Genomic DNA, 15,818 nt, shown 5'->3' on the forward strand with positions numbered 1-15,818 from the left:
AAGAGGTATTCCCGCCAGAGTTGGGGTCAATCCCGCCACGCAGGAGGCCTCCGCCCCGCCTCCCCCTATACTCTGCGGCATGCCGACCATCGACCTGCTGACCTTTCCCGACGCCGGCCTCTCCACGCTGGCGACCGTCGCCGACACCCTCGGCGTGGCCAATGCGCTCGCCTCCATGCATGCCGGCAAGCGTGCCGATGCCGCCAGCCCGGTGTTCGGGTGGCGGCTGGTCGCGCGCGACCCGGCCCGCTGGCAGGCCGCCGCCGAGACCCTGGCCTGCCGCTGCCAGCCGCTGCCGGCAGACGACGCCGCGCTGGGCGACGCGCTGGTCGTCCCGCCCCTGCATTTCGACCACATCAGCACGCTGGAGCAGCGCCTGGCCCTGCTGGAGTGGGAACGCGCCACCATCCGGCGCTACCTGGACGCCGGCAGGCTGGTGGCCTCGTCCTTCACCGGCGTGGCGCTGCTGGCCGGCGCGCTGCCCGCCGGCCGGCGCCTGACGGTGACGTGGCTGATCGCCGGCTGGCTGCACGGCAACTACCCGCAGCTGAAGGTGGTGGCGGAGCAGGCCATCGTCAGCAGCGGCAACGTGCTGACGGCGCGCGCGATGGAGCACGGCGTGGCGCTCACGCAGCGCCTGGTCGGCCGCCTGGCCGACACCCGGCTGGCACGCACCCTCGGCCAGGCCGTGCTCGACCACCCGTCGCGCGGCGAGTCCACCGCCATCTGGCTGCGCAGCAAGCCCGCCATCCGCACCAGCGTGGTACTGCGGGCGCGGCGCTACCTGCAGCAGCACCTGCACGAGCCGTTCGACCTGGCCAAGCTGGCCGCCGCCGCCTCGACCAGCGAGCGCACGCTGCTGCGGCATTTCACCAAGACCCTGGGCACCTCGCCGCTGCAATTGCTGCACCGGCTGCGCGTGGAGCGCGCCTGCCACCTGCTGGAAGTCAGCACGCTGAGCCTGACGGCAATCGCCGAACAGTGCGGTTATCACGACATGTCCGCCTTCCGGCGCCTGATCCGGCGCCACACCGGCCAGCCGCCGGGCGCCCACCGGCGCGCGCATTCGGTGCGCGCCGAGCTGCGCGGCTGAGGGGCGGGGCGCTGCACAGCGCGCTCCCGTCTTCCCCACCCCCTGATCAGGGAAACCTATAAGCCAGAACTACCCGGACGGGTGGGACCGGGCCGGCCGCCCGCTGCCTACACTGCAGGCACAACGATAAGCCACCGGAGACAGCCATGACCGACCACCCCGCCCGCCACGGTCCCTGAGCGGCCGCCCCGCGCCGGCCGCAGCGCCGGCTGCCTGACGCACCAGACGTACCGCTTGCCACCTGCCACGCGCTCCGCCTTCGCGCCGGAGCGAAGGCGTCCTTTTGCTCCTCGAAAAGCGAGACTGCGCATGAGCACCTCATACGATCCCGACCCCGCCGCCGGCACGCCGCCGGCGCCTGCCCACGCCGGCGCGGCGCGGAAGCTGCTGATCAACATCGACAACGGCGGCACCCTCACCGACATCTGCGTGATGGGCGGCGGCGAGGTGGTCCGCACCAAGACGCTGACCACGCCGCACGACCTGTCCCAATGCCTGTTCGACGGCCTGCGCAAGGCCTCGGAAGCCGTCTACGGCCGCGAGGACCTGGAAGCCTTGCTGCTGTCCACGGCCGCCATCCGCTATTCCACCACGCAGGGCACCAACGCCCTGGTCGAGCGCAAGGGGCCGCGCCTGGGCCTGGTGGTGGGCGGCACGCTGTCGGTCGAGCAGGTGCGCGCCGCCGACGGCGCCGCCGCGCTGTTCGACAGCGTGCTCGGCGACCGTGCCGTGGCGCTGCCGAGCGGCCTGCAGGACGATGCGCTGGACGACGAAGCGGTGCGCCAGGTCGGCGAGCTGGCGGCGGCGGGGGCCAACCGCCTGGTGGTGGCGATCGGCGGCCCGCGCCGCGCCGCCCTGGAGCAGCAGATCAAGCGCAAGCTGCTGCGCACCTTCCCGCCGCATCTGCTGGGCGCGCTGCCCATCCTCTACGCCCACGAAGTGGCCGACGACGCGGACGACGCCCGCCGTACCTGGACCGCGCTGCTCAACGCTTTCCTGCACCCGGCCATGGAGCGCTTCCTGTACAGCGCCGAGCAGAAGCTGCGCGAGGCGCGCGCGCAGAGCCCGCTGCTGGTCTTCCGCAACGACGGCCTGGCCGGGCGGGTGGCCAAGACCATCGCGCTGAAGACCTACAGCTCGGGGCCGCGCGGCGGCATGGAGGGCACGCGCGTGCTGGCCGCACACTACGGCTTCGGCCACCTGCTGTCGATGGACATCGGCGGCACCACCACGGACATCGGCCTGGTCGATGCCGACGGCGTGCGCGCCGACCGGCGCGGCCGCGTCGAGGGCGTGGCCACGGCCTTTCCCCTGTGCGACGTGGTCAGCGCGGGCGTGGGGGGCAGTTCCATCCTGCGCGCCGACGGCGCGGCGATCCGCGTGGGGCCCGACAGCGTGGGCAGCGCCCCCGGACCGGCCTGCTTCGGGCTGGGCGGCACGCTCGCCACCATCACCGACGCCTTCCTGCTGTCCGGCCTGCTCGATCCGGATTCCTTCTTCGGCGGCAAGCTGCGCCTGGACCAGGAGCGTGCCCGGCAGGCCGTGCACACCCATATCGCCGATCCGCTGCGCATGGGCGGCCAGGAGGCCATCGCGGCGATGGAAGCGGCCTGGGTGGCCAAGGTGGCCGACAGCCTCAAGGCCTATGCAGAGATCCGCCCGGACACCACGCTGGCGGCCTTCGGCGGCGCCGGCGCGCTGGTGGCCTGCCGCGTGGCCGAGGCGATCGGCGTGCGCCAGGTGCTGATCCCGGGCCTGGCAGCCGTGTTCTCGGCCTACGGCATCGGCTTCTCGGACGTCGGCCACACCGTGTCGGCGCCGCTGGCGCAGGCCAGCGACGCCGCCCTGCAGGAGGCCGCGACGGTCCTGCGTGCGCAGGCCGAGCGCGCCATGTTCGGCGAGGACGCCGCCATCGACGACTGCGCGCTGCGCTACACCCTCGAAGCAGTGACGGCCGACGGCGAGGTCCAGGCCCATGCGCTGCCGGACGGCGCGGCCCGGACGCTGCCGCGTGGCCTGCCCGTGGGCGCGGCACTGTCGCTCTCGCTGACGGCGGTCAAGCCGATGGACCGCCCCGCCATGACGGGACGCTTCGGCGGCACCAGCCAGCCGGCCGTGCCCGGTGGCAGCCGCCGCGTGGCCGTGGGCGGCCGCGAGTCCGAGCTGCCGCTGTACCGCGTGGAAGACCAGCCCAAGGGCGTGGCGGTGCGCGCCGCCGGTCCCGCGGTGCTGGAGGAAGCCTTCTTCACCGGCCGCATCGATGCCGGCTGGACCTTCGAAATCAACGCCAGCGGCGACATCCTGCTCAGCCGCGGCACGGAGAGCGTGCAATGAACGTCCTGATCACCGAGACCCTGCGCATCAACCTCGACAGCGAGCAGTGGGAGTGCCGCCGCTGCGGCCATGTGCACGGCAGCGCGCGCGACAACTACAAGCGCGGCCTGCTGGTGTACGACCGCGATCCGCGCGAGATCCACAAGCCGCTGCTGGATACGCGCCTGTACGCCCGCACCTATTCGCCCGATCCCGACTGGTGCCGCATCCTGGAGTACTACTGCCCCGACTGCGGCACGCTGGTGGAGGCCGAATACCTGCCGCCCGGCCATCCGCCGCTGCACGACATCGAACTCGACATCGACGCCCTCAAGGCGCAGTGGAAGGACCGCCCCGAGATGCAGGAGCCCGCGCAGGCGCCCGACCTGGCGCTGGAGCGCGTCAAGCTGCAGCGTGCGCTGCACGCCGCCGCGCACCATCCGCGCCACCTCGGTGCGCCGGCGGACGCCGGCTCCGCGCCTTCCACGCCCGATACCCCCACCCCCTGACCCGACCACGGAGCCACAGATGAAACGCGTTTCCGTCGACATTGGCGGCACCTTCACCGACTGCTTCGTCGCCTGGGGCGAGCAGTGCGTGGAAGGCAAGGCCCTCACCACGCACCACAACCTCGCCGTGGGCTTCAACGACGCGCTGGCCGATGCCTGCCGGCAGCTCGCGCTGACGCCCCAGCAGCTGCTGCCCGAGGTGGACTCGGTGCGCTACGCCACCACGCTGGGCACCAACGCGCTGATCGAGCGCAAGGGCCCGCGCGTGGGCCTGCTGGTCACCACCGGTTTCAAGCACACCGTACCGCTGTCGCGTGCACGCGGCTATGGCGAGGGCTTGAGCGAGCCGGAGCAGATGGACATCCCGAACGCCGCCCGCCCCGATGCCCTGGTTCCCATCCCGATGATCCGCGAGGTGCGCGAGCGCGTCGACTACCTGGGCCAGGTGTTCTGGGCGCTGGACGAAGACGATGTGCGGCTGCGCATCCGCGAGCTGGTCGATGCCGGGGCCGAGGCGCTGGTGGTCATGTTCACCAACAGCGTGGTCAACCCCGCGCACGAACTGCGCGTGCGCGAGATCTTCCTGGAGGAATACCCGGCCCACATGCTGGGCGCGGTGCCGGTGCTGCTGTCGCACCAGGTGGTGGGGCGCAAGGGCGAGTACGCGCGCGCCACCTCCACCATCGTCGACGCCTTCCTGCACCAGATCATGTACCACGGCCTGGGCACGCTCGAACTCAACCTGCGCCAGCAGGGCTACCTCAAGCCGATGCTGGTCAACCACAATTCGGGCGGCATGGCCCAGCTCAACTCCACCGATGCGCTGCAGACGGTGCACTCGGGGCCGGTTTCCGGCATCGCCGCCAGCGAGTACCTGGCGGCCGCGGCCGAGCTGGGCAATGTGGTGGCCACCGACATGGGCGGCACCAGCTTCGACATCGGCATCGTGGTGCAGGGCGGGCTGAAGTTCTATGACTTCAACCCGGTGATCGACCGCTGGCTGGTCAGCGTGCCGATGGTGCACCTGGTGGCGCTGGGCGCCGGCGGCGGTTCCATCGCGCGCTACGAGCGCATGTACAAGACCGTGGAGATCGGGCCGCAGTCGGCCGGCTCCGATCCCGGTCCGGCCTGCTATGACCGCGGCGGCCAGCATCCCACCGTGACCGATGCCGACCTGCTGCTGGGCTACCTCGACCCGAAGCACTACGCCAACGGCCGCATTCCGCTCAATGTGCGGCGCGCCCGCCAGGTCATGCGCGACGCCCTGTGCGATGAGCTCGGCCTCGACGTGATCGAGGTCGCCAAGCTGGTCAAGAAGCAGGTCGACGCCGCCATGGCCAACGGCATCGCCACCGAGCTGCGCACGCGCGGCTACGAGCCCAAGGACTTCACCGTGCTGGCCTACGGCGGCAACGGTCCGTTGCATGCCTGCGGCATCGCTTCCGCGCTGGGCGTCAGCAAGGTGCTGGCACCGCCGTACTCGTCGACCTTCTCGGCCTGCGGCGCCGGCACCGTGAACCAGATGCACATCCACGAGATGAACACCTGGACCGTGCTGTTCAATCCGAATACGCGCAGCTTCTTCGGCGACTTCGACGCCTTCAACCGCGGCGTCGAGGAACTGGAGCGGCGCGGGCGCGAGGACCTGGTGCGCCAGGGGCTCGACCCGGCACTGATCCGCTACCGGCTGGAGCTGGACATGCGCTACGGCAACCAGCGCGTGCAGACCGCGGTGGTCACGCCGCTGGCGCGGCTGCGCTCGCAGCGCGACGTGCTGCAGCTGATGGAGCTGTTCCACGCGCGCTATGGCGAGCGCTTCGGCGAAGGCTCGCAGAGCCCGGAGACCGGCGTGCGCATCAATACCCTGCGCGTGTGCGCCTATGTCGAGCAGCCCTCGGTCCGCTTCGCCAGCCTGGCCATCCGCGGCGAGCCGCTGGCCCCGCCGGAGCCGGTGGCCTGGCGCGAGTGCCACTTCGTCGGCCACGACGCACCGCTGCAGACCGCGGTGTACGACGACCGCGCGCGCGCCGAAGGCACGCAGATCGATGGCCCCGCCGTGATCACCACGCGCGCCACCACCTACCTGGTCGAACCCGGCTGGACCTACCGCGCCGTGGCGCAGGGCGGTGCCTGGTTCCTGCGCCGGTAGGCGCCGCACGACACCTTGCGCAAGGCCGTGCGCACGACGTCGCACACGATGCATAAGACGATGCAGGCGACGATGCCCACGGCGGCGCACACGACAGAACAGATGGAGACGGAGTTCAGCATGTCACACGAAAGCAATGCCGAAGAGCGCGCCCTGCTCGACAAATTCCTCGCCGACAACACGCTCTTCCTCGGCCCGGATCCCGAGATCATGCGCAACCACAGCGTCCTGCCGCGCTCGCCGCAGGAGGATGCGGTGCTGCGCCGCGGCCTCGACCCGCACCAGGTCCACCATGTGCGCGGCCTGATCAACGCGGCCCTGTCCGAGGCCTTCACCATGGTCAACCAGATGGGCGCCGCCCCGGGCGCCAAGTGGGGTGACCTGGTCACCGCCATCTATACCGCGCAGGGCGACCTGTCGATGATCGCGCCGCACGGCATCATCGCCTTCGCCGCCTGCTGCTTCTACCCGATCCGCTTCATCGTCAAGAACTGGACCAACGACCCGACGGTGGGTGTGCGCGACGGCGACGGCTTCATCCACAACGACGCGCGCTACGGCGGCATCCACAACACCGACCAGTCGATGATGATGCCGCTGTACTACCGCGGCGAACTGGTGTGCTGGCTGTCCTCGACCATCCACGAAGGCGAGAACGGCGCCACCGAGCCCGGTGGCCTGCCGGCCGCGGCGGAGAGCAAGTACGACGAGGGCATCAAGATGCCGCCGTTCAAGATCGTCGAGAACTTCGAGCTCAAGCGCGACCTCGTCACCTTCCTGCAGAACTCGGTGCGCGATCCGCGCCTGCAGCTCGAGGACATGAAGGTCAAGCTGCACGCCGTGCTGCGCCTGCGCGAGCGCATCATCGCCATCCTCGACCAGTACGGCCGCGACGCGCTGATCGGCACGCTGCGCACCCACCTGGAGGATGTCGAGGGCGAGATGCGGCGGCGCATCGGCGAGCTGCCGGATGGCACCACGCGCGTGCTGCAGTTCATGGACTCCACGCTGCGCGAGAACGCGCTGCAGAAGATCTCGTGCGCCATCACCGTCAAGGGCGAGCGCATGACCATGGACTTCCGCGGCTCCTCGCCGCAGTTCCTCAACCGCTCGGTCAACACCAACCTGGCCTCCTTCAAGGCCGCGCTGTGCACCGGCCTGCTGCAGAACATCTGGCCGGACCTGCCGCACACCATGGCGGTGCTGTCGCCCATCGAGATCCTGACCGACCGCAACTCCATCCTCGATGCCGAGGGCGAGATGCCGCAGGCGATGAGCCTGATGCCGCTGTTCAAGGGCTGCGTGGTGTGGACCATCCCGATGAACAAGCTGAGCTACAGCCTGCCGCACCGCTACTCGGCCATCATCGCCTCGCAGTACGACCAGGCCGCCACCTTCATCTATGGCGGCCTGACCCAGCACGGCGACGTCACCGGCAACTTCTGCGCCGACATCAACGGCAACGGCCAGGGCGCGCGCAGCCATGCCGACGGCGAGCACTCGATCTCGCCGGTGTTCGGCTTCATGTGCGATACCGGCGAGCACGAGGTGGCCGAGGAAGACACGCCCATCATCCGGCTCGGCGCCCAGCGCCTGGCCAAGGACCGCATCGGCTGGGGCAAGTACCGCGGCGGCATGGGCTACGAGCAGATCGCGACCGCGCGCGGGTCCGGCCTGTGGGGCTTCATGACCGGTTGCGAGGGCTCCAAGTTCCCGTCGGCGCAGGGCCTGTTCGGCGGCTATTCCTGCCCCAGCTACCAGCTGATGAAGATCAAGGGCATCAATATCTTCGAGGTGCTGAAGGCCGCGCCGAAGACGGTCGAGGTGTTCGACATCGTCGAGCTGATGAACAAGCGGCCGATCCCTGGCGCGCAGTACAGCAGCCACGACATGGGCATGACCTTCGAGCTCTGCAACGAGGGCGAGATCTACATGATCTGCCAGGGCTCGGGCGGCGGCTACGGCGACGTGCTCGAACGCGATCCGGAGCTGGTCATGCAGGACCTGCGCGAGGACCTGATGTCGCACGAGAACGCGCGCGACATCTACCGCGTGGCCTACGACGCGCAGACCCTGGTGGTGGATGTCGAGGCCACCACCGAGCTGCGCGCGGCGGCGCGCCGCGAGCGCATCGCGCGCGGCAAGCCCTTCGATGCCTTCTGCCGTGAATGGGTCAAGCCGGAACCGCCGGCGGGCCTGCCTTACTTCGGCAGCTGGGACGATCCGAAGACCATCTACATGACCACCATGGGGCAGCGCGTGAAGGTGCCGGCCGAGCAGATGCAGGGCGCCTTCATGCTCAACGCCAAGGATGTGCGCATCGCCGAGCTGGAGGCGCGGCTGGCCGCGCTCGAGGGCGGTGCGCCGGCGCTGCCGCGCTGAGGCGCGGCGCATCCGGTCCATTCCACGGGCCCGCCGCATGCTGGTGCAGCGCACAGGAAGCGAGGCAGGCGGCAGGCCCTGGCAACGAAACAGGTGAGACATCATGGATAGCTTGAAGCAAGCCGCGCAGGCGCGGCGGCTGCTGTGGCTCGAGCATGGCGGCTACGCCGCCCGGCTGCTGGCCGGCGGCGAGGCGCCCTGGCGCGACGTGGCGGCGACGCTGGCCTGGATGCGCCAGGCACAGGGCCTGCTGCGCTCCGACGTCGTCACGCTGCCGGCCGGCGAGGTGGCGCGCGCGCTGCTCGCGCAGGCGCCGGGTGCGCCTGCCGCGTCGGCCTCGTCGAGCTTAAGGCAGGCGATGGCGGACAAGGCGGCACGGCCGGCCGGCCCGCTGCGCGTGTGGCTCGCCGACGCCGCCTTGCGCGATCACGTGGCGGCGCTGCTGGCCGGGCTGCGCGCCGCGCTGCCCGGCACGCTCATCGCGCTGGCTGTGCCGGCACCGCGCCAGTGGCTGCGGCTCGCGGCGGCCGCGGCCGGTGTGGCGGGGGAGGGACAAGGTGAGGTCGATGAGGCCGATGAGGACAGCCTCGACGCCGCCGCCTCCTACAGCGCCGACTTCCTGCGCCACTTCGGCGCCAGCGGCATCGATGCGGTGCTGCTGCAGGAAGACCGCCCCTGGCCCGATGCGGACAGCGCCGCGCTGTGCCTGGAGCTGTACCAGCCGGTCGCCAATGTGGCCGCGCACTACGGCTGGAGCTACGGGCTGCAACTGCCCGAGGCGATCGCGCTGCCGGGCGGACATCTGCCCGGTTTCGTCATCGCGCCGGCGCCGCTCGAAGGCGTGCTGAGCGGCGTGGCGGTGCCGGCCGGCATCTGGCAGGGCGAGCCGCTGCCCGCGGCGCCCGCCGGCGCCTTCGACCACGCCACGATTCCGCCTGCAGCCGAGCCGGAGTCGGTACTGGCCGCGCTGGCGCGGCTGCGCGAGAGGAGCGGGGCATGGTGAGCGAAGGCCAGTGGCTGTGGAGTCCAGCCGCGGAGCAGGCGCGCGCCTCCAACCTGCAGCGCTACATGGACTGGCTCGGTGAGGCACGCGGCCAGCCGTGCCACGACTACGCCGCGCTCCACCGCTGGTCGGTGCAGCAGCCCGATGCCTTCTGGCGCTCGATCTGGGACTGGTGCGGCGTGCGCTATGACGGCGATGCGACACGCGTCACCGACGGCGCGCCGATGCCGCATACGCGCTGGTTTCCCGACGCGCGCGTCAACTATGCCGAGCACGTGCTGCGGCACGAGGAACAGGCGGAGGCCGATGGCGAGGGCGGGCGCATCGCCTTCCATCACGCCACCGAAGCGCAGCCGCTGCGCGCCATGAGCCTGCGCGAGCTGGGCAGCCAGGTGCGCCGTCTCGCCACCCGCCTGCGCGAACTCGGCGTGCAGCCGGGCGACCGCGTCGCCGCCTACCTGCCCAATGTGCCCGCCTGCGCCGTCGCCATGCTGGCCACGGCCAGCATCGGCGCGGTGTGGTCGTCGGCGGCGATCGACTTCGGCGTGCGCTCGGTGGTGGACCGCCTGCGCCAGATCGCTCCCAAGGTGCTGATCGCCGCCGACGGCTACCGCTTCGGCGGCAAGGACTTCGCCCGCCGCGACGAAGTGGTGCAGATCGCGCAGGCGCTGCCGTCGCTGCAGCAGCTGGTGTGGCTGCCGGTGCTGGGCGGCGGCGTGCCGGCCGACCTGCCGGACCTGCCTTGCCGCGTGCAGGCCTGGGACGCGCTGCTGGCCGGGCCCGAGGTGCCGCGCGCGGCCTTCCGCTATGCGCGCGTGGATGCCGCCCACCCGCTGTGGATCGTGTTCTCGTCCGGTACCACCGGCCTGCCCAAGCCCATCGTCCATGGCCACACCGGCGTGCTGGTCGAGCACCTGAAGCTGATGCACCTGCATATGGACCTGCGCGCCGGCGACGTGATGTTCTTCTACAGCACCACCGGCTGGATGATGTGGAACCTGCTGGTGGCCGCGCTGATGACCGGAGCCGCGGCCGTGCTGTACGACGGCAGCCCGGTGCATGGCGGCCCCGGCTGCCTGTGGCGGCTGGCGGCGGACGCCGGCGCCACCAGCTTCGGCGCCAGCCCCACCTATGTGCAGATGATGGAGAAGGACGGGCTCGAGCCGGGCCGGCACTTCGACCTCGCGCGCCTGCGCAGCGTGGTGCTGAGCGGGGCGCCCAGCACGCCGGAGACCTTCGACTGGTTCTACCGCAGCGTCAAGCGCGACCTCTGGGTGACCTCGCAATCGGGCGGCACCGAGTTGTGCAGCGGCCTGGTCGGCGCCGTGCCGCTGCTGCCGGTGCATGCCGGCGAGATCCAGGCGCGCATGCTCGGCATGGCGGTCGAGGTGTGGAACGACGCCGGCGAACCGGTCGTCGACGAGGTCGGCGAACTGGTGGTCACGCGGCCGGCGCCCTCCATGCCCATCGGCTTCTGGAACGACGCGGACGGGGCACGCTACCGCGAGTCCTACTTCGAGGTCTTCCCCGGCACCTGGCGCCATGGCGACTTCATGCGCCTGACGCCGCAGGGCGGTTGCTACATCTACGGCCGCTCCGATTCCACTCTCAACCGCTACGGCGTGCGCATCGGCTCGGCCGAGATCTATCGCGTGGTGGAAGAGATGGAGGAGGTGGCCGACAGCCTGGTGGTCTGCTGCGAGCTGCCGGGCGGGCGTTTCTTCATGCCCTTGTTCCTGCGGCTGCGCGACGGCGTGCCGCTCGACGACGCGCTGCGCGCGCGCATCGCGCAGCGCTTGCGCACCCTGTGCAGCCCGCGCCATGTGCCGGACGTGATGGTGGCGATGGCGCGCATCCCCTACACCCTGACCGGCAAGAAGATGGAGGTGCCCGTGCGCAAGATCCTGATGGGCCGCCCGCCCGAGCAGGCGGCCAGCCGCGATGCCATGGCCGACCCGGCGGCGCTGGATGCCTATGTCGCCTTCGCGCGCACGGAGGTGCCGGCATGAGCGCGGTGGAAGCCATGGCCGCCATGGCAGAGCCGGCCGGACCCGGTGCGGCCTGCCCGCAGGAGCATCCGCGCGCCGGCTACGCCGGGCTGGCACCGTTGTGCTGCAACCCCCTCGCCGCCTTGGCCGCCTTCGCGCGCGTGGGCGGCTGGTCGCCGCCGCTGCCCGAGCGCGGTGAGGCGGCGGATGCCGCCGCCGGCGCGCCGGCCCGGGTCCCGCGGGAAACCCCGCTTGCCCCCGCGCAGGGCGGCCGCTAAGCTCGTTGGCGAGCCTTCCCGCCCGCCATCCCCTCCCGCACTGACCGTGGCCGACCTTCCCGCCCCTCCGCAACGCGGCAGCCGTACCGGCGCGCCGCGCCGCCGTGCGTCCGGCTCGGGCGTGGAGATCCGCGAGCACAAGCTGTTCGCGCCACCGGCACGGCCCGGCGCCATCGTGCGCCATGCCTTGCTGGAGCGCGTGCTGGCGCTGGGCGCGCCGCGCGTGGTGATCGTGCAGGCCTCGCTGGGCGGGGGCAAGTCCACCTTCCTGCAGCAGGCCATGGACACGTGCCGCGTCCGCCGCTGGGCCACCGGCTGGCTCACGCTGGACGAGGACGACGACGACCCGCACCGCTTCGAAGTCCATTTCGCCGCGCTGGTCGCCCGCCTGGCCGAGCAGGCCGGCGCCGCCGTGGCCGGCGTGGCGGCGCGCGTGGCGGCCGACAAGATGCTGGACTGGACGCTGGGGCAGCTCGCCCGCATCGCCACGCCGGCAGCCTTGTGCCTGGACGATGTGCAATGCCTGCACAACCCGGTGATCCTGCGTTTCCTGCGCGACCTGCTGCGCGCGCTGCCGCCGCGCTGCCGCGTCTTCATCGGTTCGCGCAGCCTGCCCGACATCGGCCTCAGCTCGTTGCTGGTCGCCGAGCAGGCCATGGTGCTGCGCACCGAGGACCTGCGCTTTTCCGCCGCCGAGTCCGCGGCCTTCCTGGGGGCGGAGGGGGGCCGCGCGCAGGCCGACGCGGACGCGGACGGCATCGACGCCGAGACCGCCGCCGCGATCCATCGCCGCACCGAAGGCTGGCCCGCCGGCCTGCAACTGTTCCGGCTGTCGATGGCGCGGCCCGGCATGGCGCGCGCCCTCGACGAACTGCACGCCCTGCGCGAGCGCGAGCCGCTGGCGCTGGCCGGATACCTGTCGGAGAACGTGCTGTCGATGCAGCCGCCGGAGATGCAGGATTTCCTGCAGAAGACAGCGCTGCTGCGGCGCCTGAGCGGTCCGCTGTGCGACGAGGTGGCTGGCGGCGCGGACGGCACCGCCAGGCTGCGCCAGCTGGAGCAGTCCGGCCTGTTCCTGGAGGCCCTGCAGGGCAGCCCCGGCTGGTACCGCTACCACAGCCTGTTCGCCAGCTTCCTCGCCGAGCGGCTGACGCGCGAGGATCCGGACCAGGCCAGCGCCGTGCACCGGCGCGCGGCCCACTGGCATGCGCGGCACGGCACGCCGGAAGAGGCGATGTTCCATGCGGTGGAGGCACGCGAATTCGCGCTGGCCATGGAGATCCTCGACGGGTGGGCACCGCGCCTGATCACCAGCGCCGAGCTGGTCACGGTGGTGGACTGGTTCGACCGCCTGCCGCCGCACGAGATCGTCCAGCGCGAGGGGCTGGCCATCAAGATCGCCTGGGCGCTGGTGTTCCTGCGCCGCGCCGCCGGCCCGCACCCGCTGCTGGCCCACCTGGCGCGCAGCGGCGCGGAAGATGGGCGCGACGGGAAGGCAGGAGACAGCGGGGATAGCGGAGACAGCGGGGACGGGGGAGCGGGCGCCGGCGCGGCCGGGCACAGTCCGGTCGTCGTGCTGGCCATGGCCGCCATGTTCGGCGGCGACCTGCGCGGGGCCGCCCGGCTGGCCGACGTGCCCGCGGTGCAGGAGCCGGCGCCGGATCGCTTCGTCGCCTTCGAGCGTGGCGCCGCGGCCAACCTGCTGGCCTTCCGCGCGATGGCCCAATGGCAGGAAGAGGACATCCGCCGGCTGCTGGTGCTGGCCGACAGCCACAACGAACGCGCCCAGGCCGCCTTCAGCCAGGGCTACACGCTCGCCTTGCGCTGCCTGCTGCAGGTCATCCGCGCCCGGCCCCTGGAGGCCACCGGCGCGCCGCCCTATCCGCCGGGCCTGCGGCCGCGCCTGGAACGCGGCATGGCCGCCGCCGCGCTGGGGGCGGTACGCATCTGGGCCAGCTACGAGGCCGACCAGCTCGATGCCGCGGAGGCCCTGGCCGCCCAGTTCGAACAGGACATCACGCGCGCCGCGGTGCCGGAGTTCGTCGCCCTCTCGATGGTGGCGATCGCGCGCCTGCACCAGCTGCGCGGACGCCCCGCGCGCGCCAGCGACACGCTCGACACGCTGGAACGGATCGGTTTCGAAAGCCGCTGGAGCGTGGTGCGCGAGATGGTGGCCTGGGAGCGGCTGCGCATGGCGGCCGCCGCGGGCGACGCCGCGCTGGTGGACAAGCTGCTGCGCCAGGTGCCCGGCCAGGAGGCGCCGCCCGACGGCAGCTGGCTATCGGTCACGGAGCTGTTGAGCGGGCCGGTGCTCGGACGCATCCGCCTGGCGCTGTACCAGCGCCATCTCAGCCAGGCCGCCGGACTGCTGGAGGCGGCCCAGGCCATGACGCCGGCGCGGCCGTTGCTGAGCCTCAAGCTGTCCGTGCTGCAGGCGCAACTGCTGCACTACCAGGGCCAGCCGCGCCAGGCCGGCCGCCTGCTGCTGCAGGCCCGCGAGACGGCGCGCGCCGGCGGCTGCCTGCGCGCCCTGCTCGACGAAGGCGCCGAAGTCGCCAGCCTGCTGGCGCCGCCGCCCGAGCCCGCCGCCGTGGCGGCGGCACTGCCGGCAGCATTCCCGGCTGCGGGATTGGCCGCTGGCCTGGCCGACCCGCTCCCCGCCGGTGGCACCGGCAACGGCGAACTCTCGCAGCGCGAGCGCGAGATCCTGCGCCTGCTGTGCAGCGGCGCATCGAACCGGGAAATGTCGCAGCAGCTCTACCTGTCCGAGAACACCGTCAAGTTCCACCTGAAGAACCTCTACCTCAAGCTCGGCGTCAAGAACCGCGCGCAGGCCATCCTGCGTGTGCGTCCGCCGGGCCCGTCAGGGCCATCAGGCCGCTAGGGGTGGTCCGCCACACGGCCTTCACCTGCATCGGCCCTGCCGCCCCCGCCTGGGGCCGCACCGCTTACTCCGCCTGCTCGCCGTCCCGCGCGCCGCCGTAGTGCCGCATCTCCAGCGGCGCCATGCCATAAGCCCGCCGGAACGCGCGCGTGAAATCCGACGCGCTCTGGAAGCCCACGGCATAGGCCACCTCCTGCACCGTCAGGCCGGGGTAGCGCACCAGGTCGTCGGCCGCCGCGCGCAGGCGCAGGTGGCGGATGTAGGCGCCCAGGCCGCCTTCGTGCTGGAACAGGCGGTACAGGCTGGGGCGTGACAGGCCGAGCGCCTGCAGCACGGACTCGGGGGTCAGCTCGCTGTCGGTCAGGTGGGCGTGCACGAAGCGGCGGGCGTGGTCGAAGGCCATGGCGCGGGCGATGGCGCGCTTGCCGCCGCGCAGCCCGGCGGCCTCGGCGTAGGCGGCCGCGATCAGCTCCACCAGGGCGAGCAGCTCGCGGCAGGCGGCCTCGGCGGCCAGGTGGCGGATGCCGTCGGCCAGGCGCAGCGCGCGCGCGAGGATCAGGCGCACGGTGGGCTGGTGCGGGCCGAGCACGCGCCCGTGCAGCGCGCCGGGGTCGGGGAACAGGTGCTGCAGGCGTGTGCCCGGTACGAACAGGGTGGCGTGGCGGCAGGCGTCGCGCTGCGCGAAGATGGGCTGGTCGAGGTCGATCGCCAGGATGCCGACTTCCTGCGCTGAACCGGCACGGTTGGCCGGCCGCCCCACCACGCAGCCGTTGGCGCCGCTGAGCACCATGTGGAAGGCGATGCGGCGCAGGTTGTCGCGCGAGATGCGGGCGATGGTGCGTTCCTGCGTGACCTGGTCGGTCTCCGAGTCGGTGAACAGCAGGTCGCCGACCTCGTAGCGGTCCATCACGCCGTGGAACGGCAGGGCGATGGTCGCGCGCGAAGGCAGCACGTCGATGATCATGCCCAGCCGCTCGCGCCAGGCCAGCAGCTGGCCGGCCGCCGGCGCGACGCTCACGTCGAAGTGCCCATGCACGATGGCCAGCGGTGGCGCCGGTCCGGCGCCCGTCTGGCTGGGCGGAGGCGGTGTGTCGTCTGCCATGGCGGGGGCGATGTGGGGCGGCGCTCAGGGACGGCGCTCAGGGACGGCGATCAAGGACGGCGATCAAGGACGGCGATCAAGGACGGCGGTAAGCGGTCCGGCAAGGTGCCCGCTAAA

The 15,818-nt window shown here is 71.9% G+C and carries 10 protein-coding genes; 9 read left to right on the forward strand and 1 reads right to left on the reverse strand.

Annotated features, from left to right (window positions below):
• The first annotated feature begins 79 nt into the window (after positions 1-79).
• The 9 genes from BKK80_RS01455 (at position 80) to BKK80_RS01495 (ending at position 14,599) form a co-directional block, all read left to right on the forward strand.
• On the forward strand, positions 80-1,093 hold the full coding sequence (locus tag BKK80_RS01455) for a GlxA family transcriptional regulator (protein ID WP_071010557.1): 1,014 nt from the start codon (positions 80-82) through the stop codon (positions 1,091-1,093).
• 309 nt (positions 1,094-1,402) lie between these two features.
• Positions 1,403-3,427, forward strand: a complete 2,025-nt coding sequence (locus BKK80_RS01460) for a hydantoinase/oxoprolinase family protein (RefSeq protein ID WP_084545445.1) — start codon at positions 1,403-1,405, stop codon at positions 3,425-3,427.
• Entirely contained in the window at positions 3,424-3,915 is a 492-nt protein-coding gene (locus tag BKK80_RS01465) for an acetone carboxylase subunit gamma (RefSeq protein ID WP_071010558.1), read from the forward strand. The genes BKK80_RS01460 and BKK80_RS01465 overlap by 4 nt, the downstream gene beginning before the upstream one ends.
• Positions 3,916-3,934: 19 nt before the next feature.
• Positions 3,935-6,064, forward strand: a complete 2,130-nt coding sequence (locus tag BKK80_RS01470) for a hydantoinase/oxoprolinase family protein (protein ID WP_071068482.1) — start codon at positions 3,935-3,937, stop codon at positions 6,062-6,064.
• 120 nt (positions 6,065-6,184) lie between these two features.
• On the forward strand, positions 6,185-8,446 hold the full coding sequence (locus BKK80_RS01475; protein WP_071070605.1) for a hydantoinase B/oxoprolinase family protein: 2,262 nt from the start codon (positions 6,185-6,187) through the stop codon (positions 8,444-8,446).
• 103 nt (positions 8,447-8,549) lie between these two features.
• Positions 8,550-9,449, forward strand: coding sequence for a hypothetical protein (locus BKK80_RS01480; RefSeq protein ID WP_071068483.1), 900 nt, complete (start codon positions 8,550-8,552; stop codon positions 9,447-9,449).
• Complete coding sequence (locus BKK80_RS01485; protein ID WP_071068484.1) at positions 9,443-11,458, forward strand: acetoacetate--CoA ligase; 2,016 nt, start codon at positions 9,443-9,445, stop codon at positions 11,456-11,458. Before BKK80_RS01480 ends, BKK80_RS01485 begins: the two co-directional genes overlap by 7 nt.
• A complete protein-coding gene (locus tag BKK80_RS01490) occupies positions 11,455-11,715 on the forward strand; it encodes a hypothetical protein (protein ID WP_071010562.1) in 261 nt (86 codons plus the stop codon). Before BKK80_RS01485 ends, BKK80_RS01490 begins: the two co-directional genes overlap by 4 nt.
• Positions 11,716-11,761: 46 nt before the next feature.
• Positions 11,762-14,599 (forward strand): winged helix-turn-helix domain-containing protein, encoded by a 2,838-nt coding sequence (locus BKK80_RS01495; protein WP_236903709.1) that lies wholly within the window; start codon positions 11,762-11,764, stop codon positions 14,597-14,599.
• 64 nt (positions 14,600-14,663) lie between these two features.
• Here BKK80_RS01495 and BKK80_RS01500 read toward each other — a convergent pair whose 3' ends face one another.
• On the reverse strand, positions 14,664-15,701 hold the full coding sequence (locus BKK80_RS01500; RefSeq protein WP_084545447.1) for a helix-turn-helix transcriptional regulator: 1,038 nt from the start codon (positions 15,699-15,701) through the stop codon (positions 14,664-14,666).
• Between the last annotated feature and the right edge of the window lie 117 nt (positions 15,702-15,818).

This window comes from Cupriavidus malaysiensis, assembly GCF_001854325.1.
In the GTDB taxonomy this organism is placed as follows: Bacteria; Pseudomonadota; Gammaproteobacteria; order Burkholderiales; family Burkholderiaceae; genus Cupriavidus; species Cupriavidus malaysiensis.

Bases quoted from the DNA above. Each gene is read 5' to 3' on its own strand.
- BKK80_RS01460 (WP_084545445.1), top strand. From the start codon at position 1,403: ATGAGCACCTCATACGATCCCGACCCCGCCGCCGGCACGCCGCCGGCG.
- BKK80_RS01455 (WP_071010557.1), top strand. From the start codon at position 80: ATGCCGACCATCGACCTGCTGACCTTTCCCGACGCCGGCCTCTCCACG.
- BKK80_RS01485 (WP_071068484.1), top strand. From the start codon at position 9,443: ATGGTGAGCGAAGGCCAGTGGCTGTGGAGTCCAGCCGCGGAGCAGGCG.
- BKK80_RS01465 (WP_071010558.1), top strand. From the start codon at position 3,424: ATGAACGTCCTGATCACCGAGACCCTGCGCATCAACCTCGACAGCGAG.
- BKK80_RS01490 (WP_071010562.1), top strand. From the start codon at position 11,455: ATGAGCGCGGTGGAAGCCATGGCCGCCATGGCAGAGCCGGCCGGACCC.
- BKK80_RS01475 (WP_071070605.1), top strand. From the start codon at position 6,185: ATGTCACACGAAAGCAATGCCGAAGAGCGCGCCCTGCTCGACAAATTC.
- BKK80_RS01480 (WP_071068483.1), top strand. From the start codon at position 8,550: ATGGATAGCTTGAAGCAAGCCGCGCAGGCGCGGCGGCTGCTGTGGCTC.
- BKK80_RS01470 (WP_071068482.1), top strand. From the start codon at position 3,935: ATGAAACGCGTTTCCGTCGACATTGGCGGCACCTTCACCGACTGCTTC.
- BKK80_RS01500 (WP_084545447.1), bottom strand. From the start codon at position 15,701: ATGGCAGACGACACACCGCCTCCGCCCAGCCAGACGGGCGCCGGACCG.